This is a genomic window from Stieleria mannarensis, assembly GCF_014154935.1.
GTDB classification, from domain to species: domain Bacteria; phylum Planctomycetota; class Planctomycetia; order Pirellulales; family Pirellulaceae; genus Stieleria; species Stieleria mannarensis.
This window is the reverse complement of the sequence record NZ_JACEHH010000001.1, coordinates 81,243-106,373: the sequence shown is the minus strand read 5'-3', so window position 1 is coordinate 106,373 and position 25,131 is coordinate 81,243. Positions and strand designations below refer to the sequence as shown.

19 protein-coding genes are annotated in these 25,131 nt (G+C 59.9%); 15 read left to right on the top strand and 4 right to left on the bottom strand.

What is annotated here, in order from left to right:
* Positions 1–81 precede the first annotated feature (81 nt).
* The 3 genes from H1B37_RS00350 to H1B37_RS00340 all read left to right on the top strand — a co-directional run bounded on the left by H1B37_RS00350 (position 82) and on the right by H1B37_RS00340 (position 6,472).
* Entirely contained in the window at positions 82–3,321 is a 3,240-nt protein-coding gene (locus tag H1B37_RS00350) for a PSD1 and planctomycete cytochrome C domain-containing protein (RefSeq protein ID WP_182864621.1), read from the top strand.
* 92 nt (positions 3,322–3,413) lie between these two features.
* Positions 3,414–5,006 (top strand): sialate O-acetylesterase, encoded by a 1,593-nt coding sequence (locus H1B37_RS00345; RefSeq protein ID WP_182864620.1) that lies wholly within the window; start codon positions 3,414–3,416, stop codon positions 5,004–5,006.
* On the top strand, positions 5,006–6,472 hold the full coding sequence (locus H1B37_RS00340) for a DUF1501 domain-containing protein (protein ID WP_182864619.1): 1,467 nt from the start codon (positions 5,006–5,008) through the stop codon (positions 6,470–6,472). Before H1B37_RS00345 ends, H1B37_RS00340 begins: the two co-directional genes overlap by 1 nt.
* Before the next feature lie 103 nt (positions 6,473–6,575).
* Here H1B37_RS00340 and H1B37_RS00335 read toward each other — a convergent pair whose 3' ends face one another.
* The 3 genes from H1B37_RS00335 to H1B37_RS00325 form a co-directional block, all read right to left on the bottom strand.
* Entirely contained in the window at positions 6,576–8,048 is a 1,473-nt protein-coding gene (locus H1B37_RS00335; protein WP_182864618.1) for a sulfatase family protein, read from the bottom strand.
* A gap of 69 nt (positions 8,049–8,117) precedes the next feature.
* A complete protein-coding gene (locus H1B37_RS00330) occupies positions 8,118–8,732 on the bottom strand; it encodes a Uma2 family endonuclease (RefSeq protein WP_182864617.1) in 615 nt (204 codons plus the stop codon).
* Between the two features lie 185 nt (positions 8,733–8,917).
* Entirely contained in the window at positions 8,918–9,415 is a 498-nt protein-coding gene (locus H1B37_RS00325; RefSeq protein WP_182864616.1) for a Crp/Fnr family transcriptional regulator, read from the bottom strand.
* 258 nt (positions 9,416–9,673) lie between these two features.
* Here H1B37_RS00325 and H1B37_RS00320 point away from each other — a divergent pair, with 258 nt between their 5' ends.
* The 4 genes from H1B37_RS00320 to H1B37_RS00305 all read left to right on the top strand — a co-directional run bounded on the left by H1B37_RS00320 (position 9,674) and on the right by H1B37_RS00305 (position 15,571).
* Entirely contained in the window at positions 9,674–11,002 is a 1,329-nt protein-coding gene (locus H1B37_RS00320; RefSeq protein WP_182864615.1) for an outer membrane protein assembly factor BamB family protein, read from the top strand.
* Between the two features lie 59 nt (positions 11,003–11,061).
* The gene (locus H1B37_RS00315) at positions 11,062–12,108 is read left to right on the top strand and encodes an ROK family protein (RefSeq protein ID WP_182864614.1); all 1,047 of its coding nucleotides are present in this window, start codon (positions 11,062–11,064) and stop codon (positions 12,106–12,108) included.
* Complete coding sequence (locus H1B37_RS00310) at positions 12,095–14,017, top strand: glucosamine-6-phosphate deaminase (protein WP_182864613.1); 1,923 nt, start codon at positions 12,095–12,097, stop codon at positions 14,015–14,017. Before H1B37_RS00315 ends, H1B37_RS00310 begins: the two co-directional genes overlap by 14 nt.
* A 303-nt stretch (positions 14,018–14,320) precedes the next feature.
* Positions 14,321–15,571 carry a Glu/Leu/Phe/Val family dehydrogenase gene (locus H1B37_RS00305; protein WP_182864612.1) on the top strand — a complete coding sequence of 417 codons (1,251 nt, stop codon included), beginning with the start codon at positions 14,321–14,323 and terminating at the stop codon, positions 15,569–15,571.
* 38 nt (positions 15,572–15,609) lie between these two features.
* Here the strand turns inward: H1B37_RS00305 and H1B37_RS00300 are convergent, their stop codons facing one another.
* On the bottom strand, positions 15,610–15,993 hold the full coding sequence (locus H1B37_RS00300; protein ID WP_182864611.1) for a 3-keto-alpha-glucoside-1,2-lyase-like domain-containing protein: 384 nt from the start codon (positions 15,991–15,993) through the stop codon (positions 15,610–15,612).
* A 274-nt stretch (positions 15,994–16,267) separates the two neighbouring features.
* Here H1B37_RS00300 and H1B37_RS00295 point away from each other — a divergent pair, with 274 nt between their 5' ends.
* The 8 genes from H1B37_RS00295 (at position 16,268) to H1B37_RS00260 (ending at position 24,994) form a co-directional block, all read left to right on the top strand.
* Positions 16,268–17,326, top strand: coding sequence for an alpha/beta hydrolase family protein (locus tag H1B37_RS00295; protein WP_182864610.1), 1,059 nt, complete (start codon positions 16,268–16,270; stop codon positions 17,324–17,326).
* Between the two features lie 4 nt (positions 17,327–17,330).
* On the top strand, positions 17,331–17,990 hold the full coding sequence (locus H1B37_RS00290) for a tRNA (adenine(22)-N(1))-methyltransferase (RefSeq protein ID WP_182864609.1): 660 nt from the start codon (positions 17,331–17,333) through the stop codon (positions 17,988–17,990).
* A gap of 93 nt (positions 17,991–18,083) precedes the next feature.
* Positions 18,084–19,013, top strand: coding sequence for a DUF1559 domain-containing protein (locus H1B37_RS00285; RefSeq protein WP_182864608.1), 930 nt, complete (start codon positions 18,084–18,086; stop codon positions 19,011–19,013).
* Positions 19,014–19,070: 57 nt separating this feature from the next.
* A complete protein-coding gene (locus tag H1B37_RS00280; RefSeq protein WP_182864607.1) occupies positions 19,071–19,445 on the top strand; it encodes a BlaI/MecI/CopY family transcriptional regulator in 375 nt (124 codons plus the stop codon).
* Complete coding sequence (locus tag H1B37_RS00275) at positions 19,442–20,548, top strand: M56 family metallopeptidase (RefSeq protein WP_182864606.1); 1,107 nt, start codon at positions 19,442–19,444, stop codon at positions 20,546–20,548. Before H1B37_RS00280 ends, H1B37_RS00275 begins: the two co-directional genes overlap by 4 nt.
* 147 nt (positions 20,549–20,695) lie before the next feature.
* Positions 20,696–21,646 (top strand): metallophosphoesterase, encoded by a 951-nt coding sequence (locus tag H1B37_RS00270; protein ID WP_182864605.1) that lies wholly within the window; start codon positions 20,696–20,698, stop codon positions 21,644–21,646.
* A gap of 69 nt (positions 21,647–21,715) precedes the next feature.
* Complete coding sequence (locus H1B37_RS00265) at positions 21,716–24,241, top strand: glycosyltransferase (RefSeq protein ID WP_182864604.1); 2,526 nt, start codon at positions 21,716–21,718, stop codon at positions 24,239–24,241.
* Between the two features lie 48 nt (positions 24,242–24,289).
* Positions 24,290–24,994: a BON domain-containing protein gene (locus H1B37_RS00260; RefSeq protein WP_182864603.1), complete on the top strand. Its 705-nt coding sequence runs from the start codon at positions 24,290–24,292 to the stop codon at positions 24,992–24,994.
* Positions 24,995–25,131 lie beyond the last annotated feature (137 nt).

Genomic DNA, 25,131 nt, shown 5'->3' with positions numbered 1-25,131 from the left:
AAGGCTAGACACCAACCACACACACGCTCGTGCCGGTTCGGCTACACTAATGGGTCCCACCTCCTACCGATGCGTGTCCCCGTGCGTCCCAATCCCCACCTTCATTTCGTTTCGCGGCTGTCGATCACACTGGCATTTGTCACGGCATTGACCGTATCACCAGCGATCGCCGACAAAGTCGACTATCTGACACAGATCAAACCGCTGTTGGCAGAGAAGTGCTACTCCTGTCATGGCGTGCTGAAACAAGAAGCCGACCTGCGGCTGGAAACCCGTCAGCTGATGCTCCAGGGCGATGTGGTCGTTCCCGGTGATCCGGACGCCAGCGAATTGTTGACCCGCATCACCGCGGATGCGGGCGAACGGATGCCGCCGCCCGAAGACGGCGCCCCACTGCAACCGGACCAAATCGAGTTGCTGCGGCGTTGGATCGACCAAGGAGCCAAGGCGCCCGACGAAACGCTGCCACCGGCACCCAATCAACACTGGGCGTTTCAGCCGATCACCAAGCCCAGGCCGCCTGCGGTGCCCGGCCAGCCGGATCATCCCGTCGACGCGATCTTGGCGGCCAAACGCATTGCCGCCGACGTCCAGCCCGTTGGCCCGGCCGACCGGTCGATCATCATTCGACGCCTGTACCTGGACTTGATCGGATTGCCGCCGACAGCAGACCAATTGCGAGACGAGCGTCCCTGGGAACAAATCGTCGACGACCTCTTGGCCCGATCCGAACATGGCGAACGTTGGGCGCGGCACTGGATGGACGTTTGGCGGTACAGCGATTGGTACGGCTTGGGAAAACAACTTCGCTACAGCCAAAAACATCTCTGGCGCTGGCGCGATTGGATCATCCGATCGCTCAACGACGACAAGGGCTACGACCGGATGATTCTGGAGATGTTGGCAGGTGATGAATTGGCACCCACCGACCCCGATGCGATCGCCGGGACGGGGTATTTGGCACGCAACTACTACCTGTTCAATCGCACCACTTGGCTAGACAGCACGATCGAACACACCGGCAAAGCGTTTCTGGGACTGACGCTCAATTGTGCCAAGTGCCACGACCACAAGTACGACCCGATTTCGCAGCTGGATTACTACCGTTTTCGAGCGATCTTTGAACCGCATCAAGTTCGATTGGATCCGATCCCCGGCGTGACGGATTTCGAGCAAGACGGACTGCCACGGGTGTTTGACGATTCGGTCGACCGGCCGACTTTCGTGCACTTGCGAGGCGACCCGTCCAACCCCGACAAAGACAATCCGGTCAGCCCCGGTGTGCCCGAGATCCTGTCCGACTTTGCGGATCCGGTTGGGCCGGTGCCGTTGCCGCCGTCCGCATTCGCCCCCGGCACGCGTTCATACGTGCAGCAGCAAGCGATTCGCGGCGCCGAATCAGCCGTCGCAAAAGCCGAACAGGAATTGGTCACAGCAAAAATGCGTCTGGCCGAATCACCCTCGAGTGAGCCGACAGACCGTTCCGCCAAGGCGACTTCATTCGAACTGACCGAGACCTTCGACGGCCCTGCGGACGAACGTTGGCAATTGATCGGCGACGGATGGCAGTATCGTGACGGCGCGCTGCATCAAACCCGATCCACCCGCGAGCCACAAATGGCGCGTTTGACCGAAACGCTGCCACGCGATTTCCAAGTCGACTGTGTCTACACCACGACGGGCGGATCGACGTACAAATCGGTGACGTTCCGCTTCGACCAATCCGAAGACGCAAAGGATGCCAACTACGTCTACACCAGCGCTCACGCCCCCGGACCCAAAGTCCAGGTTGCGTTCACACGCGGCGGCAACAACACGTATCCCGCTCAGGGCCGAAAGGCGTTGCCGATCAAAGTCGCACAGCGGTACCACCTGCGGTTCGCCGTTCGAGAAACATTGGTCAACGTCTGGCTGGACGACCAGTTCGTGGTCGCCTACCGGTTTCCCGACCGGCGCGAGGGCTTCTTCAGCTTGAGCGGTTTCGATGCGACGGTTGCCTTTGACGAAATCACAATCAAGTCGTTGCCGCCGGAGGTTGAACTGACCGCCGCAGGCAATCAAGCAGAACCGGCGGTTGATCCGGAGCATGCGGTCGTCGCCGCCGAGAAGAAGTTGGCCTGGGCAACTGCCGCCTTGCAATCGGTCCGGGCGACCATCGAAGCCGACAACGTCCGCTACGTCCGTACCGAATCGCCAGAGGAAGTCCGCAAGCTGGCCGGCATCGCGGCGAGAAAACAACTGCGGGCGAAAATCGCCGATGCGCAGTACCGGGCGGTCGCCGACGCCGCCGATGAAAAGAAGGTGAAAGCGGCCAACGATCAAAAGTCCGCCGCCGAGAAACGTCTTTCAGAACTAGAGAAAGCGTCGCCGGATCAGCTGCCCCGCTACGCGTCCCTGCGCGGATCGAAAAAGGCGCTCGAAACCCCCGAACACAAGGAGCCCGACTACCCGGCCGTTTACCCGTCGACCAGTACCGGGCGACGCCTCGCGCTAGCGAAATGGGTCGCATCCGATCAAAACCCATTGACTGCCCGCGTCGCCGTCAACCAGGTTTGGATGCGGCACTTCGGAACCCCGCTGGTCGAGTCGGTGTTCGACTTCGGGTTGCGGGCCGAGAAACCGCTGCACGCGGACTTGCTGGATTTCCTGGCCGCCGAGTTCATCGCATCCGGCTGGAGTTTCAAGCACCTGCATCGCATCATCGTGACCTCCGATGCGTACCGATTGTCGTCCTCGACAGCCAACTCGGACGAGCAAACGCGAACCAGCGACCCGACGAATCGATATTACTGGCGTGCCAATTCGAAGCGAATGGAATCGCAACTCGTCCGCGACAGCCTGCTCTCGCTGGGTGGAAAGCTGGATCCGAAAATGGCTGGCCCCTCGGTCGATCCGGGCCCGGCCGCGACGCGCCGCAGTGTCTATTTAAAACATTCTCGCGACCAACAAGACAAGTTCCTGTCGATGTTCGACGATGCGGACATCTTGCAGTGTTACCGGCGGAACGAAAGCATCGTTCCGCAACAGGCCCTGGCACTTTCCAACAGCAAACTGGCGATCGAGATGGCGTCGGAGATCACATCACAAATCACGACCGGACTTGAAGACGATTCGCCGACGAACTTCATTAACGAACTGTTCTTTCAACTGCTCTGTCGTGAACCGACCGAGGCGGAGCGGTCCGAATGTCGCGCCTTCTGGGACGCCATGGCCGAACTGCCCGAGCTTCAGACCCAAGACGCGGCGGCTCGAGATTCCGCCATCCGCGCCCGTTTGACCCAAGCCATTATCAACCACAACGACTTCGTCACCATCCGTTAAAACCGCGGCTTGCCAATCCTGCTTGCGATAGAGTGACTTGTTGGCAGAACCGCAACTCCACGACCATCCCCCTTTTTCCCAATTAGTCAACCATGCATCGCTGTTTGCTTGTTCTCACGCTCGGCCTGGCAACCCAGGTCACCGCCATTGCCGAACTGTCGGTCCCCCGCTTTTTCGGTGATCACATGGTGCTGCAACGCGAACGATCGGCACCGATCTGGGGCACGGCAACGCCCGGCGCGGACGTCACACTCGAATTGAACGGAACGTCGGCGACGACCAAAGCGGATGCCGACGGGAAATGGCGGGCCGGGATCCAAACCGGATCGGCCAACAATTCCGGGTCGACGTTGACCATCCGCAGCGGCGGCGACACGATCACGATCGACGACGTGTTGATCGGTGAAGTCTGGTTTGCATCGGGTCAATCCAACATGGCGTTCACGATGCGTGGGGCGGCCAGCTATGACGCCGCGCTCGCCGAATCGGACCTGCCCGCGATCCGAATGTTCAACGCCGCGCCGACCACGGCGGTCGATCCGCAGGATGACATCGCCGGACAGTGGAGCGTCTGTTCACCCGAGACACTCCCGAGTTACTCCGCCGTCGCATTCTTTTTCGCCCGGAAACTGCATCAAGAACTCGGCGTTCCGGTCGGTGTGATCAAGTCGGCTTGGGGCGGAAAACCCGTCGAAACCTTCACCAGCCGCGAAGCACTGGCCACATTGCCGGGAACCAAGAAATTGGTTGATGCGGCGATCAAAGCGGACAAAGCGTACGACCCCGAAAAGGCAAAAGTGGCTTACCGGGCACGGTTGGACCAGTGGGAATCGGCGATGGCCGATTGGCGAAAGAAACCCGCCGACAAACGTGGCCGTGCGCCGCGAAAACCCGCCTCGCCCAAACGCCCCCTGAACACCGAAGGCAAACCCGGCGTGCTCTACAACGCCATGATCCACCCCTTCGTCGGTTATGCGATGCGCGGGGCGATCTGGTACCAAGGCGAAGCGAACGCCAAACCGGGACACGTGCCGTACGACCGGACGCTGCCGTTGATGATTCGCGATTGGCGAGAACGTTGGAACGATGACTTTTCGTTTTACTTCGTCCAACTGGCGAACTTTCGCGCCCCGTCCACACAACCGGGAACCCCGGATCCCTGGGCCTTGCTTCAAGACCGCATGCGATTGATCCTGGACACCACCCCAAAAACTGGGATGGCGACCATCAACGATGTCGGCGCCGCCAACGACATTCACCCCAAAAACAAAAAGGATCCCGGCGAGCGTTTGGCCCGCTGGGCACTGGCCAAGGACTACGGACGCGACCTCGTCTATTCGGGACCGCTGTATCGCAGTAGCAAGGTGGACGGCGACGCGATCCGTGTGACCTTTGATCAGGCCGGCCAGGGGCTGAAGTCACGTGACGGCGAACCGCTGCAACGGTTCGAGATCGCCGGCAAGGATCGTCAATGGCACTGGGCCGAAGCCAAGGTCGTCGGCAAACACAGTGTCCTGGTCAGCAGCAGCGACGTGCCCGATCCGGTCGCGGTGCGATACGCATGGGCGTCTAATCCCGAGGGCGCCAATCTGGTCAACAGCGAAGGATTGCCCGCGTCGGTGTTTCGCACTGACAACTGGGATGATGTCGAGGCGAATCCGCAAGCCCTTTCGAGGAGGAAGTGATGAATCGCACCGTCAATCGTCGCGCGATGCTGTCCGGCGGATTGGGCTTTGGCAGCCTGGCACTTGGCGCAATGCTCCGCCGTGACGGCTTCGCCGCCGCACCGGGTGATTCCGCGGGCGACACGACCAGTGGCACTCCGTGGTCGCCGCCCAATGGATTGCCGCACTTCGCCCCCAAAGCCAAAAGCGTGATCTGGTTGTTCATGCGCGGCGGCGTCAGCCACATGGAGAGCTTTGATCCCAAACCGGCGTTGACGAAGTACGCGGGCAAGACGATTAACGAAACTCCGTTCGCGGATGTTCAAGACCCCGAAAAATTGAAACGCGTTCGCGTGGTCGTCGTCAACGATGCCAACGGCCAACAACGCAACAAGATCTATCCACTGCAAGTCGGCTACCGGAAACATGGTCAAAGCGGGATCGAATTTAGCGACTGGTTTCCACACCTGGGGGCCTGTGCCGATGACTTGGCCGTGATCCGATCGATGTGGACGACCGATGACAATCACGGCGCCCAAGTTCAATTCCACTCCGGACGCCACATGTTGGACCCACGGGTGCCGACAATCGGTGCTTGGGTCAACTATGGGCTGGGGACGCTAAACGAGAACCTGCCGCAGTTTATCGGCATGGGGCCGCGTTTCTTTGACAAACGCGACGGGCACTACTTGGGACCAGCCTACGACAGCGTCGCTCTGAAAGTCGATCCCAAAAACCCGCTCGATTACGCCAGCCCCGAAGGTGACGTTTCAGGCGCCCAACAACGACTGGGGTTCGATCTGGTCCGTCGCCTGAACCATCTGACAGCCGAGCAATACCCACATGACCCCGAATTAGAGGCGCGGATCAAATCCTACGAACTGGCCTACCGCATGCAAACGGCAGTGCCGGACGTGATTCGATTCGACACCGAAACCGAAGCGACCAAGAAACTGTATGGGTTTGACCAAAAGGAGACACGCCCGTTCGGGGAACAGTTATTGGCCGCGCGTCGCTTTGCCGAGCAAGGCGTGCGATTCATCCAGATCATGCACGGCGACGGCGCCGCAGGGGCTTGGGACCAACATTCGAAACTAAAGGCCAATCATTCCAAGCTGGCGATGCAGGTGGACCGGCCCGTCGCGGGGTTGATCCAGGATCTAAAACAACGCGGCATGCTGGACGAAACGCTGGTCGTGTTTGCGACCGAATTCGGACGCACGCCGGGGTCACAGAATTCCGACGGCCGCGATCACCACCCCTACGGTTTCAGCGTCTTGATGGCCGGCGGGGGCATCAAGGGCGGCATCGTTCACGGCGCCACCGACGAAATCGGATTCCACGCGGTGGAACACCCGCACTATGTGACCGACGTGCACGCAACACTGCTGCATCAACTGGGCCTGCACTCCCACCGCTTGAATGTCCCCGGACATCAACGGCTGGAGCAGGACTACGGGCATGTGATCAAGGAGATTTTGGTTTAGAGGGCCACCGCCACGTTGACGTAGCGACGCACGCCAGAGCGTGAAAACACCGGAATCCACCTTCTGGCGAAGGTAGCTACGTTCGACCGACAGTTCACGCTGGCTAACGTACCATTGTTTGTGGCTTGGGCTGGCCCTCGATTTTGCCGATCGCCCGTTGTCCCTTGCCTCGCCGCCCCTTGTCGCCCAGCTCTTCGCGGGCCTGGTCGGCGATCTTCATCAATCGCTCGACCACCTCGGGATGCTGGGCGGCGACATTTCGTTGACAGGACACGTCGTCATACAGGTGAAACAACAACGTCTGCGGCGGGTCAGACTTGGAAAGATGCGGATGCCCGGCAGAGGGATCGATGGGCAGGAACAACTTCCAGGGGCCAGAGCGAACCGCTTGCAATTGGTCTCGATGATAATAGTAAAACGCGTCATAGGGTGACGTCGCATCGGGGCGGCTGTAGATCAGCGGCGTGATATCGTGCCCGTCGATCGTCCGATCGTGCGGAACGTCACCGCCGGCCAGCTTGGTCAACGTCGGCAACAGATCCATTGTCGTGACCAGTTCATCGCAGACCGTCCCCGCCCGCACGTGCCCCGGTTGCCACATCAGCGTGGGAACTCGAAACGCGCCTTCGCTGGTGGTGTAGCCGCGTCCGTGCAGCGGCCGATTCGAACCGCGCGACAGGTCACCAAAATCACGATTGATCGGCGCCCCGTTGTCGCTGGTCCAGATCACCAGCGTCTTGCTGGCCAAGCCCAGTTTCATCAATTGATTCATCAGTTGTCCGATCGACCAGTCAAGTTCTTCGATCGAATCGCCCCAAGGCCCATTCTTGCTTTTGCCGCGAAAGGCGTCGCTGGAAAACGGTGTCCGGGTGCTGCCGGGCATCGCTTGGGGGAAATACAGAAAGAACGGTTCATCGCGATGTTCGTCAATCCACTGCATCGCTCGCTCGGTGTAGCGTTTGGTCAATCCGTTTCGATCGCAAGGGGCTTCGACAACAACTTCGTTTTCCATCAACGGCAGCGGCGGCCAGTCGTTTCCGTCTAGCCGGTCGCCCAGACGCCGACCGACTGCTTGCGTCATGTCGTCGCTGTACGGAACGCCGAAAAAGTTGTCGAACCCTTGTCGTGTCGGCAGGAATTTATTCTGGTCACCCAGGTGCCACTTACCGATGATCGCGGTCGCATAGCCTTGGTCTTTCAGTGATTCGGCGATGGTGATTTCATCGGGGTTCAATCCGTAAGGTGAGATCGGACGCAGCACGTGTCCGTCGCGTGGGTTCTGATGCATGCCGACACGTTGGGAATAACATCCGGTGATCAGGCTGGCGCGCGAGGGCGTGCAGACACCGGCGGTGACACAAAAGTGTGTGAACTTTCGGCCCTGCGTCGCCATCCGATTCAAATGTGGCGTGCGATGCAACGTGGACCCAAACGGCTGGATGTCGCCGTAGCCCAGATTGTCACAAAAGACGACGATGAAGTTGGGCCGTTCGGGCAGGTCGTCGGCGACCAGCGGTCGGGAGTAAACCGACAGGGCCGCCAGGGTGACGAATGCAAAAGCAACGCGGCAGTTCAACAGTTCTCTCCTGGAGGAGGTTCGCAAACGGGTACCGAACGGTATTGTCGAAAGTCTTGGCAACTGCCACTACAGCCTGTCAACGAATCGTTGAATCAATTGGGTCTCACTTGCTGAGCCGACCGCTTTGAGTGTGGCGACCGCTTCGTCGACTGGAAATCCGGCCAAGACTTCGCTTTCTGCGATCGATTGATAGTCGTCATGAGAGAGTCGCCCAAGCCAAAGTGTTTGGCCATCGTGTCGCCAGACTTCGGGGACGCCGATGCGGGCCAATCGGGCAAGCTTGTTGATTGCCGACCGTGTCATCTCGATCTCGATGACTAGATCTGGCGGCGGGTCGATCGCCAAGTCGATCTCGCGCTTACCACGCACGAGCCTCTCATTTTGAATGTAGTAAGACTCGTCCGCCTCGAACCCCCGTTTTAGATCGGGACGCTTGAAGGTCGTCGATGCCGACGACGCGAGATCGATCCCCCGGACCAGACTGTACATTTCAACCAAACGCCTGAGCAGCGACTTGTCGGATTCGTGAGCGATCGACGGCGAGATGATTTCAAGCAACCCTTGGTCGTAAGTCATCAGCCGACCGGCGCGATCCGCATTGTCGGCCAACGCTTCGTAGGTCTGCCACGAAACGGATCGTAACAGAACTCGCTGTTCACTCTGAGGTGTGGCAAGACTCACGTTTGCTGCTCTATTTACTCGCCGAATGTTTGCTGAGATATCATCGTAGCTGGATAGCGTCTCAGTATTCAAGAAGTAAGGATCGTGAATCGCCGTGCGAACGCAGCTACCTTCCCCAGAAGGAGGATCTCCGGCGTTTTCCACGCTCGCATCGAGCGCAGCTGCGATCGAGTGCCGCTGTCCAGCTAGGCATCAAACGCCAATTCCTCGTCGAACCACTGCTGGCCGAGTTCTTGTTGGTAGCGAAACAACCGCTCGCCGGCAATCCGCAACCGGCGGCTGACCTCACGCCCCAGGTTCATCATCACCATCGCATATTGTTCCATATCGACCTGACACAGTTTCATCAGTGCGGTGTAGGGAACGCGGATCACGCTGCAATCGGTTTCCGCTTTGACGGCGGCGAACCGGCGTTGCAAATCGATCAACGACATTTCGCCGAAACAGTCGCCGGGCCCGATCCGCGCCAGCACGATCGTCTTGTCCTGCCAGGTCCGCTGGACCACCGCCGTCCCGGATTTGATCACGTACAGGCAGTCCCCCGCGTCGCCTTCGCGAAAGAAAAATGCGTCCTCGGGAATGTCCAACTCCTCCGATTGGCTGAGGATCAGCTGCAGTGTCTCTCGGCGAAGCCCCCCGCAAACCGGGGTGCTTTGGATGAGTTCCGTCTGATCGATTAACATGCCAAGCCCCCTGTCCGCCGAGGTAGAGGTAGGAAGATTCCAATGAGCTGCCCCGAACGTCGCGACGGGTCCCCCAGGATGCCGCATCGGCAAGGTGCTGTCAAAGATTTTGTGCACGGCGTTTGGGCCGAGAGACGCTATCGGGACGGACGAGCTACAATGTGCCCGTCCGTCGACGCAACCGGTCGCGGGATTCATCCTCCCTCGGTGCGTCGTGCTTTCCACGTTCCCTTTCCCCCCATTCACAAACAACGTCGCATGCTTTGCAAACTTTCGCCCGCCCTCTCGCTGGTGGTTGCGTTGGCATTGACCACGCCCGGGAATCTCGCCTGCGCCGACCACTGGGCTCACTGGCGCGGTCCGACCGGCAACGGAGCCGCCACCAGCGGAAATCCGCCGACGCGCTGGTCGGCCACGGAGAACGTGAAATGGAAGGTGCCGATTCCCGGGCGCGGTTCGGGATCACCGGTGATCTGGGACGACCGCGTGTTCGTGGTCACCGCCGTCACGGTTGGTGCGGGGACGCCGCCGCCGGCCCGAGCCCCCCAGAATCGCAACCAATTTCAACGCGGCTCGGCACCGGGGTTGCCTAAATTGGACTTTCAAGTCCTCTGCTTTGACCGCCAAACCGGTCGGCAACTTTGGGAACAGACGGCCGTGACTGCGATTCCCCACCAGGAAACCCATGCGACCAATGGATTTGCGTCGGCATCTCCCTGCACCGATGGCGCGCACGTCTATGCGCACTTCGGTTCCCGCGGGCTGTATTGCTACACGATGGACGGGGAACTGAAATGGAAACGCGATGATTTCGGCAAGATGCAGACGCGGAGCGGGTTCGGCGAAGGCAGTTCACCGACGCTGCACGGGGACATGATCATCGTTCCTTGGGATCACGAAGGCGAATCGGCGATCTACGCGCTCGACAAATCGACCGGCGAGACGATTTGGAAGACCGGGCGTGACGAACCGTCCTGCTGGGCCACGCCGCTGGTGATCGATGTGGCCGGCAAAAAACAAATCGTCATGAATGGCCAAAACTTTGCCCGTAGTTATGATCTGAAAACTGGTGAAGAACTTTGGCGCTGTGGCGGTCAAACGACGCGCCCGGTCGCCTCGGCGGTCGCCGGCGACGGATTGGTGTTCGTCGGAAGCGGTTACCAGGGTTCGTTCCTCGGTGCGTTCCGCCCCGACGGCCGAGGCGACATCGAAGGCACCGACCGCGTGGTGTGGACGATTCACCGCGACACACCGGATATCGCGTCCCCATTGCTGAGCGGTGGGCGACTGTATTTCCATAAAGGCAAATCGGCCAACCTGAGTTGCCTGGATGCGGCGACGGGAAAACCGTATTACCAAGCCGTCCGGTTGCCCGGAATCAGTCGAACGTACGCGTCACCGATGGCCGCCGGCGGACACGTCTACTTGACCGGCCGCAGCGGCACGACCGTCGTGATCAAGGACGACCCGAAATTACAGATCGTGGCGTCCAATTCGCTCGGCGAAACGGTCGACGCGACTCCGGCGCCGTCCGGCGATGAGTTGTTCATCCGCGGGGAGAACCACCTGTTTTGTATCGCCGATTGATGGCAAGCCCGGTGATCTCCATGCCCGATGAATGTTCGCCTAGCCGATTGCAACCGAAGATGAATTCAGACGAAAACCGTACCGACGCTCCCCCGTCATTCGTCATGGGAATCGACCTCGGCGGCACTTCGGTCAAGCTGGGATTGTTGTACGGCGACGAAGTGGTTGCCCGCGACCAAATCTCTACCGCCCATTGTGAAGAACCCAGGGACGTTTTTCGCCAGGCGCGAGAGTTTGTGATCGAAGCGTTGCGTCAGAATGATGCGACGTTTGACGATTTGCAGTCGGTCGGACTGGCCATGGCCGGGGTGATCGACGAAGCGACGGCCACGTTGATGGAAACGGCCAACCTGCATTCCTGGCACGGCATCGGATTCCATCAGGAACTGGCCCGCGTCTTTGAAAAGCCCGTGGCGGTGATCAACGATGCCAACGCCGCGGCGCTCGGTGAATCCAGCTTCGGCCGGCACCGCACGGATTCCCTGTCGTTTTTAACGCTGGGGACGGGGATCGGTGGCGGCATCATCGTCGCCGGACGACCGATCAACGGCAGCCACGGCTGTGGCGGCGAAATCGGACACGTCACCATCGATCATGGTCCCGACGCGCGGCGCTGCGGATGCGGGCGTGACGGACACTTGGAAGCCTACGCCGGCGCCGCGGGGATCGTCCAAACCGCCGTCGAACAACTCGAACAATCCGACCAACCGTCGGCGCTTCGCGATACCGCCGACCTGACGCCGGAAGCCATCTCCGATGCGGCCGAATCGGGCGATGCGATCGCGATTGAAACCGTTCGCCGGACCGGCGTGCACCTCGGCCAGGCGATCGCCATGCTGGCCCAGATCGCCGACCCCTCGGTCGTGCTGCTCGGCGGCGCGGTCAATTTCGGCGGCAACCGGACACAAACCGGCAAGCGATTCCTGAAAACGATCCATGACGAAATGGCCCGTTTGTCACTCGTCCAAACCGGATCGACCCTGGAAATCGATTTCGCCACGTTGGGCAATGACGCCGGAATGCTCGGCGCGGCACAGCATGCAAGACAACTGGCAGGGCACGATCATCCAAACTGCAGCAATGAACGACAGCATGAGAAGAGATAGACGCAAACTGAAGGCGTATTCGCACGCGGCGACCACGTCATCGATCCCCTATCGAGTCTTTCCCGAAGCGAGCAATGCCAGCGAAGCCGCGGCGCTCGAGATCGCCACGCTCGTTCGCAGCCGCGCCGCCGAGGGACGCACCTGTGTGCTCGGACTGGCGACCGGATCGAGCGTCGTGAACGTCTACTCCGCGATGGTCCGAATGCACCGCGAACAAGGCCTCTCGTTTGCCAACGTGGCCGTCTTTGTGCTCGATGAATTCCTGCCGATGGGGCCGGAATCGCTGCAAAGCCACGTGCGATTCATGAACGAACACCTGTTCGATCACATCGACCTGCCGCGAGATCAAATCCACATCCCCGACGGCACGACGCCCCAGGACGAGCTGTCGGAGTATTGCCTGAAGTTCGAGAACGAGATCGCCGAACTGGGCGGCATCGACATGCTGATCCTGGGTATCGGACGCACCGGGCATATCGGTTTCAACGAACCCGGTTCGGGCACCGATTCGCGCACGCGGCCGATCACACTCGATGCCATGACGCGGATCGATGCGGCCAGCAATTTCTTCGGCGTCGAAAACGTGCCGCGGCGAGCGATCACGATGGGTGTCGGGACGATCTTGGATGCGCGACGGATCATCTTGCTGGCCTTCGGCGAAGGCAAAGCGTCGATCGTCGCCCGATCGGTCGAAGGCGAAATCGCGCCGGCGGTTCCGGCGACGTTTCTGCAGCAACATGACGACGTCGAATTCTTTCTCGATTCAGCCGCCGCGGCGAATTTGACCGAAATCCGATCGCCCTGGTTGGTCGGCGAAGTTTTCTGGGACGACGTGATGGTCCGCCGAGCCGTGATCGCGCTTTCGCAATCGGTCCAAAAGCCCGTGCTGATGTTGACCGACGCCGATTACAACGCCAACGGTTTGCAAGGTCTGTTGGCCGAATACGGAACGGCCTACGAAATCAATCTGAGCGTGTTTCGCCATTTGCAAAACACGATCACGGGCTGGCCGGCCGGCAAACCGGACACGCCCGAGACGGTGTTCCCCAAACGCATCATCCTGTTTTCGCCACACCCCGACGACGACGTGATCTCGATGGGTGGCACGCTGACACGGTTGGCCGGCCAGGGGCATGAAATCCACGTCGCCTACCAAACCTCCGGTAATCTGGCCGTCTTCGACGGAGACGCGTTGCGGTTCGCGGAATTCGCCGCCGATTTCTGCCGTGAATTCGAGGTGCTTAACGACGACATCCAGCGTCTGACCGAGATGATGATTCGTGCCATCCGCGACAAAGCCTCCGGCAGCATCGACATCAACGAAGTCCAACGACTAAAAGGGCTGATCCGACGTGGCGAAGCGACCGCGGGGGCACGCGTCTGCGGCGTGCGCGACGAACACCTGCACTACCTGGACCTGCCGTTCTACGAAACCGGAACGGTGCGTAAAAAGCCGATCGGCGAGCGAGACACTCAAATCACGGTCGACCTGCTGCGACAAGTGCAGCCGCACCAAATCTACGCCGCCGGTGACCTGAGTGACCCGCACGGAACCCACCGCACTTGCCTAGACGTCATCTTTGCCGCCTGCGAAGAATGTCGCCACGACGACTGGTTCGCCTCGACCGCCGTCTGGCTCTATCGCGGTGCCTGGCAGGAATGGGCGCCGCACGAAATCGAAATGGCCGTGCCGCTCAGCCCCCAAGAAGTCGACCGCAAACGCGACGCGATCTTCAAACACGAATCGCAAAAAGACCGTGCCCTGTTCCCAGGTTCGGACGCGCGCGAGTTCTGGCAACGCGCCGAAGCACGGAACGCTCAAACCGCACAGATCTACGATCAATTGGGGCTGGCCCAGTACCAAGCCATCGAAGGCTTTGTCCGCTGGAAAGGGTTTGATGCGGGGTAGGGAGTTGGGAGTTGGGAGTTGGGAGTTGGGAGAACGATGGTGCGTCGATCTCCATCATTTTGCCCCATCGTTTTGCCAGCCCTTCAGATATCACCGCTGGCGGCGATCCTCCACTGGCATCATTCTGCCCCGAATCATTCTGCCTTTCCTCCCCAACCGCTCCGCCACCACAACGTCACGCAAACAGTCACGAACGGTTGTGTGAATCGCCAGCCCATGCGGTGTCGAAAGGTCATTCTCGCTCGCCCAAAGTGAATAGACTAAAAGGGCAACCACCGCGTATCACTCCTCGGGACCGTTTCGATGTTAGAAGAAAGCCGCGCCTATTTTCGCCATGCCGCCAATGTCTTGGGCCTTTCCGACCGGGTGCGTGACATCCTGCTCTGCCCGCTGCGGATCGTCAAAGTCGGTTTGGTCACCGAGAGTGACGAAGGCAAGCTGATCAAGCACACCGGCTACCGTGTCCAACACAGCCGGGTCCGCGGGCCGATGAAGGGCGGACTGCGTTACCATCCGTCGGTCGATGAAGACGAAGCGACGGCGTTGGCGAATCTGATGACCTGGAAAACCGCGGTGGTGGGCGTTCCTTACGGGGGAGCGAAAGGCGGTATCAATTGTGACCCGAGCGACTTGAGCGAACGTGAGCTGAATGAGATCACGCGGACCTTCGTCGGCCAAATCAAGGAGGTCATCGGTCCGACGATCGACATCCCCGCCCCGGACGTCAACACGAACGCCAAAATCATGGGCTGGATCATGGACGAATACTCCAAGTACCAAGGCTTCTCGCCCGGAGTGGTCACGGGCAAGCCGTTGCACCTGTTCGGATCCGAAGGCCGCGAGGAGGCGACCGGCCGCGGCGTGACGATCGTGCTGGAGGAGATGCTCCGCCGGCAAAACAAATCGATCTCGGAGGTGACCGTCGCGTTGCAGGGTTTCGGAAACGTCGGCAGTCATGCAGCACGGACGATGGCCGAAGTGGGCGCCAAGATTGTCGCGGTCGGGGACCACGCCGGCGGCGTTTGTAACAAAGAAGGACTGGATGTTGACCAGTTGGCTGCGTGGACCGCCCAGCGTGGCAGCGTCGCCGGGTTTCCCGGCGGTGACGCATTCAACAGCGACGACGTATTGACGTGGGACGCGGACGTGCTGGTCCCCGCCGCACTCGGCGACGTGCTGACCAAAGACAACGCCGAAGACGTCCGAGCGAGCATCATCATCGAAGCGGCCAATTCACCGACCATGCCGGAAGCCGACGAGACCTTTCGCCGCCGCGGCATCCTGGTCGTCCCCGACATCCTGGCCAACGCCGGCGGCGTGACGGTCAGCTATTTCGAATGGGCACAGAACATCCAACAGTTCCAGTGGGAACTGGGGCGGATCCGACACGAGCTGTCCAGCCACATGCGGAAGGCCTGTGAATCCGTGGCCGCGGTGGCCAAGCAACGCGACGTCGACCTGCGGACCGCCGCCTTCATCCTGGCCATCCAACGCGTCGGCGAAGCCGCACTCTCACGACGCCCCTACGCCGAAGCGAGAGACTTGCCACGTTAGCTGCCCGACATTTGCTTGTCCCCCGCACACAGCGAGCGTTAATTGAACGTCAGCCTTCGCACGCGAGACGCTCTCACGCTGAGCGTGGGCTCGTCAACTCCGGGGAAATCAAAACCGATCACCCCGACGTCCTTATCGGATGTCTTGACCACGTCACTGTGCAATCGGTGATTGATCCAAACGCGGCAACGCCCATCGACCACGCGGATGCGATAGCGATTCCAATTCCCGGAATCAAATGGAACCGCATTGCCTTCTAAATTGGATTGCGCCGGCGGCACGTTCGCGAGCGTTCCCACCACGCGGTTGCCTTGCACGCGGACGTGAGAGCTGATCCGGATGCGTTGCGTGTTCGGCGTCTTGATCCGCGGCTTTCCGTCCGGAGAGAGCGGCAAGTCGTTCAAATCATCGACGATGATCATCACGACGTTGGGACGCTGATTTTCGCCCGACCCAACCTGACTTCTTTGCGGCCTTGCGTCTTTGCGCGGTCTTCACCCACCCGGCCTGGGCCAGACGTCGATCGGATCGTTTGCAAACGAAATCGATCCCAGAAAAATCAATGCCAGGGACATGAATCGGGCTGAACGGTGTAGCATATCCAAACGTTGAACTTAAAAGTGATTCTGGCGGCAATCGCAAGCCGACACCATGGCGTGACCTGCAGTTTACACGGCCCGGAGCCCCACTGTCTTAATGTTGAATTTTAAATATGCTGCCATCCTGATCGCCGTCGCGATGGTTCCGTTTGGTTTGCACGCCGCCGCGCAGGTTCCCGGATACCCCGAGGGCGTCCGCGAAGCGACCTATCGATCCGACGGCGACGATTCGATGCAGCCGACGTTGATTTGGACTCCCCGGTCCGAACGGCCAGTCCCTTTGCTGGTCGCATTGCACACCTGGTCCAGCGACTATCGCCAAGCCGGCGGTGAAGCCCAGTATGCGAACTGGTGCCAGCAAGCCGGCTGGGCCTTCCTCCATCCGAATTTTCGCGGCATCAACAAAACGCCGCCGGCGATGGGGTCGGACCTTGTCGTCGCCGATATTCGCAGCGCTGTCGAATTCGCCAAGTCCGAGACTTCGATCGATGCGAGTCGAATTTACTGTGTCGGTGTTTCCGGTGGCGGACATGCATCGATGTTGATGGCGGCACGTGAGCCAAAGTTGTGGGCGGGGGTGTCCGCTTGGTGTGGAATCTCCGATATCGCGGCGTGGCACGGCCAATGCAAGGGAACACCGTTTGATCGCTACGCCACGATGATCGAAGCGGTGCTTGGTGGCGCACCGGGCGACTCGCCAGACCTTCGTGACGCCGCCTGGCATCGGTCGCCGTTGAATTGGATCGCCAAAGCGGATCGTCTGCCTCCGCTGGACCTGAATCATGGCATCAACGATGGACGCGAAGGCAGTGTCCCATTCACGCACTCGATGCATGCCTTCAATGCCGCTGTTCCCGCGGAGGCCAGGATCATCGTTGACGCGATCGATGCGATGTATCAGACACGCTCGGTTCCTGAGTCGTTGCAGCCGTCCAACGAGGCGATGCCGGATTCGCTGTACGGCGACCATGGACCGATTTTTCGGCGAACCGCTGGAACGACGCGGCTGACGATCTTTGACGGCGGCCACGAAATCGTTCACCAGGCCGCACTGAATTGGCTGGCCGCGCAACAGCAGGGCCGCCCCGTCGATTGGAATCCCGAGCGGTCCAATTCGATCCGCGTGACGCCCGCTGATCAGCAGAGCGGAAAGTGACGCGATGCCGAAACTGGATGACCGCCTGAAAGCGGTGGCGGTACAGATTCGCAGCACCGTGCACGCCGACATCGGATCCGACCACGGGCACCTGCTCAAGGCGTTGCTGACGGCCGGTCGCATCCAGCGAGGCATCGCGATCGAAGTGAATCAACGTCCTTTCGACAATTCACGCTCGACGCTGACCGGATTGAACGCCGACGTTCGCCTGGCCGACGGGCTGGCCGGTTTGAATCCGGATGAAGCGGACAGCTTAAGCATCTGCGGCATGGGCGGGGAACTGATCACGCGAATCCTCCAGTCGCATCCCGACCGGGTTCCGGCGGATCTGGTTTTGCAATCCAATCGCCGTCCCGAAGCCGTTCGGGATTGGGCGTTGCGGAGTGGGTTTCATCTAGTCGACGAGCAGCTGGTGATCGGACGCCTCCGCTATGTGATCCTGCGGTTTCAGCGCAACGGCAACTGCCCCGACCCGGCCTACAAATCGGTCGATCGCGATGCGGCGTTGTTATTCGGCCCGCTATTGGTCCGGCGTTGGGAACCCGAATTCGAACGCATCCTGGTCGATGAATACGAGTACCTTCGGCGATTGAATCGACGGACCGAATCGTCGCAACATCGGTTGGATGTGCTATCAAAACTGTTGCGTCGCAAGGGAGATTGATTGACGATGCGTGGGAAAGTCGGCATTGCCTAAAAACTAATCCGTTCGTAGAATCTGTTTTTCTCGATTCTCACTCGGTCACGGATGTCGCCGATGCAGCCAATCCTTCCCGCGGACCAACGCCCTCGTCTACGTGTGTGCCGATCACACCAGCACAACGGGCGGCGGCGGGCACTGACGGTGCTCGAATTGCTGGTGACGGTGGCCGTGATCGGCACGTTGGCCGGGTTGGTGCTGCCTGCGGTCGGCAGCGTTCGTGAATCCGCGCGGCGAGTTCAGTGCGTCGAGCATTTTCGCGAAATCGGGCTGGCACTGCACAGCCATCATCACTCGCAACGACATCTACCGGCCGGTTGGGCGTTTGATCCGCGATCGGAAACCGCGTACGGATGGGCCGTCCCGATTCTGCCGCTGCTGGGTCAGCCGGCCCTTGCCGACCGTATTGAAACCGACCAATCGGTTTTGGATCCACGCCACGAAGCGGTCCGTCACACCTCGCTGGCGCTCCTGCTGTGCCCGTCGGACATTGCCGAACGGCAGTTCGTGCTGTTCGCCGATGACGGGGACGACGACGAATCACATTCCCTGGGGGACCATGCCGTTGCAATTGCCCCCGCTGAATTGGTCGAATTGCCGACGGCAAATTATGTCGGCGTGTTTGGCACGTTGGAGCCGGACGATGCAATCCCCGCGCCGGTCGGCGACGGAGCATTCCTTGAGAACCGACAGACGCGATTTCGTGACTTCAGGCGCGGATTGAGCGTCACGCTGGTGGTCGGCGAACGAACCATGGCCCAGGTTCCCTCGACCTGGCTGGGCGTGGACTTGTCCGGCGAAGACGCCGCGGCGCGGCTGGTCGGGTCGGCGCTCGAAGGCATCAACAGCCCGGTCGCCGATGAATGCGATTTTTCCAGCCGTCATCCCGGCGGGGCGAATTTTTTGTGGGGCGACGGTCATGTCAGTTTCCTGACCGAACAGATCGACCTGCGTCTGTACCACGAATCGGCCAAATTGCGCCGATGATCGAATGTATCTGTTTCCCGCATCCATCATCATCCCGCCGTTACAGGAACCTGTCCCTTGTCCCGAACTCAGATCACCAAGTGCGAGGCCGAGGTCATGGACGTCGTCTGGGACCGCGAAAGCGTCACCGTCAATGACGTCGTCGAGGCCATCGATCGTGACTTGGCCTACACGACCGTCATGACCACGATGAAAATCCTGGAAGAAAAAGGCATCGTCTGTCGCGGCGAAAAAGTAGGACGTGCCTACACGTATTCCGCCGCGGTGACGCGTGAACAGGTGCGGCACGGGATGATTCACGAATTGACCGACCGTCTGTTCGGCGGGTCGGTTCAATCGTTGGTGCTCAGCCTGCTCAACAGTGACCAGGTTTCCGCCGAAGACATCGCGGCGGTCAAAAAAGCGGCCGCCAAAGCGGAACGCCGCCGATGAATGCGTCACAGTTATTCGAAGCCGTTGCCAGCGTACCGCTGCAGGTGCTGATCGTCGTGACCGCCGTGGTGCTGCTGGGGCGATCTGTTGACCAGGCGGCAGCCGTCTGTCGGCTGTGGACGATCGGGTTTCTGTCGATCCTGGGTTTGGTTGCTGCCGGATTCTTGTTTCCCCACCTGCGGTTGATGCACAGCGACGGCTTGAGCAACGACCTGAGCAACGCTGCCGCACGAACCGTGCTGGCGGCGCAGGCTTGGACGCTCAAGATCGCCGCGGCCGTCTGGATCGTCGGCTTTGCTTACGTCCTGCTCCAGCGTCTCGTTCGCATGATCGTCCTGTCCCAATTCTTTTCGCAGCGTTGTCGCGAGATGACCGACGAAGAAATTGCGGGTCTGCCACTCGAAACGCAAGACGCATTGCCCAAGAACCTGCGATGGCTGGTTTCCTTTGAAATGCATGGACCGTTCTGCTGGCAGCTGCAGCGTCCGACGATCGTGTTGCCGAGCTGCTTGTTGCGCGAAGATGAAGGCGTGTTGCGTCACGTGATACTGCACGAACTGGAACACCTGAGAACCAACCACCCGCTGCAGCATTTTTTACAAGGCAGCTGCAACGCGCTGCTATGGTTTCATCCGGCAGTGTGGTGGGCCGCCCGAAACGCCGAATTGACGCGAGAATTTCATTGTGATGAAGTCGCCGCCGGCAACGGCGGCACGATCGCCGACTACCTGAAAACACTGGCAAGAATCGCCGAACAGAACACCACCGCTCCCACGTGCACACTCGCGTTCGGACGTCGCAAAAGCGCCATCATTCGCCGCACCGAACGCCTGCTTGCACAGTCCGAATCGACGTGCGACCGCAGCTCATCCCACGCCCGACTTCGCGGGTCGCTGGCGATCGGATCCCTGTTGTTGGTCGTACTGCTCGCGTCTCAACTCTGGTTGCCCGTCAATCTGCTCGCCTCGTCGCGCGCACGCCTTTCGCCCTGGCCGACGTGGAGTGCGGAAGTTTTGCACGATTTCGGGGTCTCGGTGCGTGACTATGAACGATTCGACGCGCGGCACGACCTGAACGAATTGCAACGCGACGTCGACGATTGATCTCGCCACACAACAACAGCGATCGAAACCTTTCTGCCACGCCTAAATACTAAACCCATAGTGGACGAACCTCCGCCGCCCCATCTGAAACGTGGATTTGCGGCCAGTTTGTCGTCTTCCAAACTTGCCGATTGCTGAGGGAGCTAAATGAAGGGGTTTGCCAAACGAATCGTCGCGGCGCTTGTGCTGACGATGATGGCCTACGTCGGCTTTCGAGTCGCGGCGCACAATCAGTGGATCATCGTCACGCTGGGCGAAAAAGCGGTTGAGATCGGCGAGGCACCGCCGGTGATCGATCCGGAATCCGAATTCAGCTTGTTGGTGGTGGGAGACACCGGAGATGAATCGCCGCAACGAACCGAGGTCGTGGCCGCAATGAGACGGCTTTCGGGCATGGTCGCGCCCGACGCCGCCGTGTTGCTTGGGGATAATTTTTATGAACGCGGCGTCGATTCGATCGATGACCCGCGATTCCAGACGGATTTCGAAACCCTGTTTGACGAACGTTCATTTCCTTTCCCGTTCTACATCTGCCTGGGAAACCATGACCATCGTGGAAACCCCCAAGCACAGACGCAGTACACCGAGCGGAGCGACCGTTGGACGATGCCGGAGAATCACTATTCGATCCGCCACCGGGCCGGGCAGACCGCGATCGATCTGTTCGTGATCGACACTCATTTGATTGCCAACCGTGACGACCTGGGCAAAGAAGAATTAGTCTGGCTGGACGACCAACTCGATCAAAGCGACGCAACGTTCAAGATCGTCCTCGGGCATCATCCGGTGATCACCGGAGGAAAACACCGTCCCGATTCGGCCCTCACCGAGACCCTGCCGGCATTGCTGCGCGAGCATGCCGTGGACCTTTACTTGTCAGGACACGATCACGATTTGCAATTGAATGATTCGGGGCAGGGTTGGCTGCAGGTCGTCAGCGGCAGCGGAAGCAAGCTGCGCAGCACGAGCTGGACCGAACAGACGGTTTTCGCCAAGGCAACCGCCGGGTTCTGCTGGCTTCTCGTTCGGGGGAACCAACTTTGGATCACGTTCTATTCCACCGAAGGCCGCCTGTTCACATTTCGCGCTGACATCTGATCTTGTGTCGAAAAACCGGCAATCATACAAACCCAACTACTAACTCCTTCGTACTTAAGGACCGCAAGGATGCAACCCTTCACCCAATCGAGTCACCCGTCCGACAACCCGTCGATCATCGCGGCCGCGCCGAATCGGCCACCCAGTCTCACGCTGGTCTTGCCGGCCTGGAATGAAGCGGAGGTAATCGGCCAGTCGATTGCCGAAGCGGAAGCGGCACTGGCCGGACTGACGGATCGATACGAAATCATCGTGGTCGACGACGGCAGCACCGACGGCACTGCGGCGTTGGTCGATCAGGCCGCGGCGGCGAATCCTGCGATTCGGCTGATCCGGCATGACGGCAACCTGGGCTATGGGGCCGCACTGCGAAATGGTCTCGCGGCGGCAACGAGCGATTTGGTGGCGTTCAGCGATGCGGACTGCCAATTCGATCTGACCGAATTGGATCGTTTGATCTTTTTGTCCGCGCGATACGACATCGTTTGCGGGTACCGGATCGACCGCAAAGATAGCTGGTTACGATGTTTTTACTCCCGCGTCTACAACACCCTCGTCCGATGTTTGCTGGGCACCGAAGTCCGCGACGTGGATTGTGCGCTCAAGCTGTTTCGCCGCGAGGTGGTGCAACGTCTAACGATTTCCACCGCAGGTTTCCTGGTGAACTCCGAACTATTGACGGAGGCAAAAAGGCGGGGGCATTCGGTGGTTGAAGTGGGCGTGTCCCACCGACCGCGTGCGGGAGGCGCCAGCACGGTTTCGGCGGCCCAGATTCCGACGGTGCTTGGCGAACTGACCCGCTATTGGTGGAACACGGCTCAATTCCCGGTCACGGCGACCCGCGCAGTGGGGGCCGGTCGGTTTTCAATCCTGCACGCATTGCTGCTGTTCGTTGCGGCACTGTTCTTATTCTCAAATCTCGGCTACCCGTTGATCGATCGCGATGAGACGCGTTACGCCGAAATACCGCGAGAGATGCTTGTCAGCGGGAATTGGATTCTGCCACAGCTCAACTTCCAGCCCTACTATGACAAGCCGCCGCTGCTGTACTGGTTGTGTGCGATCAGCTATCGGGTGTTCGGAATCAGTGAATGGTCGGCGCGGTTGGTTCCGGTGTTGGCGGCGCTGGGGACGTTGATGGCGACGATGTGGTTTGGCAATCGCAATTTGGGCAGCCGAATCGGTCTGTACGCCTCCGGCGTCCTGATGCTGTCCGTCGGATTCGTCTTCACCAGCCGGTATCTTTTGATCGACGGTGTGTTGACGCTGTTGACCACGCTCTCGTTGTTCAGCGTCTATGAAGCGATCAAGCCGGCCGCGGGCAAGCGGACAGTGCATCCGGGCTGGTGGTTGGCCGCATCCATCTTTTGTGGTTTGGCGTTTCTGACGAAGGGGCCGCTGGCGTTGGTACTCTTGCTACCTCCCTTGATCGCTTTCAGCTGGCTGACGGAATCGTATTTCGCGCCGCGGATTCGGCATTACTGCTTGCTGTTCGCCGTTGTCGTCACCATCACCGCCCCCTGGTTGATCGCCGTTTCGATGCAAGACGCCTCGTTCATGAACGAGTTCTTTTACCGTCACAACCTGGCGCGGTTTGCGGGCGAATTCCATTCACGACCGGTTTGGTATTTTGTTCCCGTGCTCTTGTTGGCCGGCCACCCGTGGACGTTTCTGACGATTCCCTACATCAGTTTTCTTTCGTCACGGGCGCGGTCGGCGTCACAGAACCGTCCGCCGGTGTTGGGCTTTCTGATGCTTTGGAGCGGATGGTGTTTTGTCTTTTTTTCGGTCGCCAAGTGCAAGTTGCCCACGTACTTGTTGCCGATGGCTCCTGCCCTATCGGTGATGATCGGTCACTATCTTGTTTATGCCACCCGACACGCGGCAACCAGTCCACGCGAATGGTTTGCACGTTTTTGGTCGGCACGAACCGCAACCGCCGCGACCTGTTTTGCCGGCATCGGATTCTCTGCATTCATGGCACTTTCGCGACCCAATATTTCCATCGCGGATTACGCCTGGATCGTGGTCTGGACGTCGCTGCTAGTGGGAAGCTTACTGATGATCGCCGATCGACATCAATTCAGGTATGCCTGGGGATCGTCTTCGGCGCTCGCCCTGTTGTTGGCGGTGATGGTGATGCATCAAATCGTACCTGCCTACAGTCGTCAGCAAACGGTCTTCGCCGCAACCTCTCCGGTGCATGCCAAACTTCCATCGATTGCCTGCTCCGCGATTGCCACGCTTTCGCATGAGTTTTCCGAAGTCCCGTTTTATCTTCAACGCAACGACGTTCGGCACTTTGATGACCGAAACGCCGAAGGTCTCGGAGAATTCATCGCCGAGCAGGAGCGTGCCTTGGTCGTTTTAGAGAAACAGGTTCTGATCGGGCAGCTCCGAGATCGGTTACCCGCGGGGACGCGGATCCAACTGATTGGCGAGCGCGGGCCGGCGCGGCTCGTGCAGGTCACGGCGGCGCCCGCTCGACTGGCACACGACTTGCACCCTGTCGGCCGGGCTGCGTCCCCGCGTTCATCAAGCGAAACGGTTGCCCCAGCGGGGCGTGGCGAAAGCACAGTCCGAAGGTACCAATGAGGTCCGTGGAAACGGTGTGTTCCCGGGCCAAAGGAGGTGACGGGGATCATGAAAAAGACCATCGAAGTGAAAACGGACGCGCATCTGCAACGCGACGTGTTGGACGAACTGGAATGGGAACCGAGTGTCGAAGCCGCACAGATCGGTGTGACCGCAAAGGACGGTGTGGTGACGCTGGCCGGTCACGTCCCGGTGTATTCGCTGAAACATACCGCCGAAGAAGTCGCCAAACGGGTTCACGGCGTGCGGGCGGTTGCCAATGAAATCCAAGTGCGTCCATCGGACACGCACGTGCGTGACGACGAGGAGATCGCCGCCGCGGCGGTACACGCCCTGCAATGGGACAGTGAAGTGCCCGATTCGGAGCTGCAATTATCCGTCGAAGACGGCTGGATCAAAGTGTCCGGTTCGGTCGAGCATCGTTACCAAAAAGCTGCCGTCGATCGGGTCCTGCGTCACCTCCGTGGCGTGCAACGAATCACCAATGATGTTTGTGTTGCCCCGCCGGGGGCGACCACTGACATCCAAGAAACCATCGAATCGGCCTTGCGCCGCAGCGCCATGCTGAACGCCCGAGCCCTGACCGTGGAAGTCGAGGATTCGACCGTGACCATCACCGGCGATGTCCACTCCCTGAGCGAACTTGCCGAAGTTGAACGGATGGCGTGGTCCGCCGGTGGTGTCCGAACCGTGCAAAACTGCGTCACCATCACGCCCTGGGGAACCGGACCTGCGGAAGAGTGGGGGTACTGATTGCAAGGCCAGCGAGTGACGATGTGCACACCGCTTGGTCACCGATGGCACACCCTCGTTGGTCTGGCCGGACAGCGCACCTTTAACGGTCAATCGTAGCTACCGTCGCCAGAAGGTGGATCCTGAGGTATTCCACG

Coding starts and splice junctions, on each gene's coding strand:
- H1B37_RS00345 (WP_182864620.1), top strand. CDS start 3,414: ATGCATCGCTGTTTGCTTGTTCTCACGCTCGGCCTGGCAACCCAGGTC.
- H1B37_RS00340 (WP_182864619.1), top strand. CDS start 5,006: ATGAATCGCACCGTCAATCGTCGCGCGATGCTGTCCGGCGGATTGGGC.
- H1B37_RS00325 (WP_182864616.1), bottom strand. CDS start 9,415: ATGTTAATCGATCAGACGGAACTCATCCAAAGCACCCCGGTTTGCGGG.
- H1B37_RS00320 (WP_182864615.1), top strand. CDS start 9,674: ATGCTTTGCAAACTTTCGCCCGCCCTCTCGCTGGTGGTTGCGTTGGCA.
- H1B37_RS00315 (WP_182864614.1), top strand. CDS start 11,062: ATGAATTCAGACGAAAACCGTACCGACGCTCCCCCGTCATTCGTCATG.
- H1B37_RS00310 (WP_182864613.1), top strand. CDS start 12,095: ATGAGAAGAGATAGACGCAAACTGAAGGCGTATTCGCACGCGGCGACC.
- H1B37_RS00305 (WP_182864612.1), top strand. CDS start 14,321: ATGTTAGAAGAAAGCCGCGCCTATTTTCGCCATGCCGCCAATGTCTTG.
- H1B37_RS00300 (WP_182864611.1), bottom strand. CDS start 15,993: ATGATCATCGTCGATGATTTGAACGACTTGCCGCTCTCTCCGGACGGA.
- H1B37_RS00295 (WP_182864610.1), top strand. CDS start 16,268: ATGTTGAATTTTAAATATGCTGCCATCCTGATCGCCGTCGCGATGGTT.
- H1B37_RS00290 (WP_182864609.1), top strand. CDS start 17,331: ATGCCGAAACTGGATGACCGCCTGAAAGCGGTGGCGGTACAGATTCGC.
- H1B37_RS00285 (WP_182864608.1), top strand. CDS start 18,084: ATGCAGCCAATCCTTCCCGCGGACCAACGCCCTCGTCTACGTGTGTGC.
- H1B37_RS00275 (WP_182864606.1), top strand. CDS start 19,442: ATGAATGCGTCACAGTTATTCGAAGCCGTTGCCAGCGTACCGCTGCAG.
- H1B37_RS00270 (WP_182864605.1), top strand. CDS start 20,696: ATGAAGGGGTTTGCCAAACGAATCGTCGCGGCGCTTGTGCTGACGATG.
- H1B37_RS00265 (WP_182864604.1), top strand. CDS start 21,716: ATGCAACCCTTCACCCAATCGAGTCACCCGTCCGACAACCCGTCGATC.
- H1B37_RS00260 (WP_182864603.1), top strand. CDS start 24,290: ATGAAAAAGACCATCGAAGTGAAAACGGACGCGCATCTGCAACGCGAC.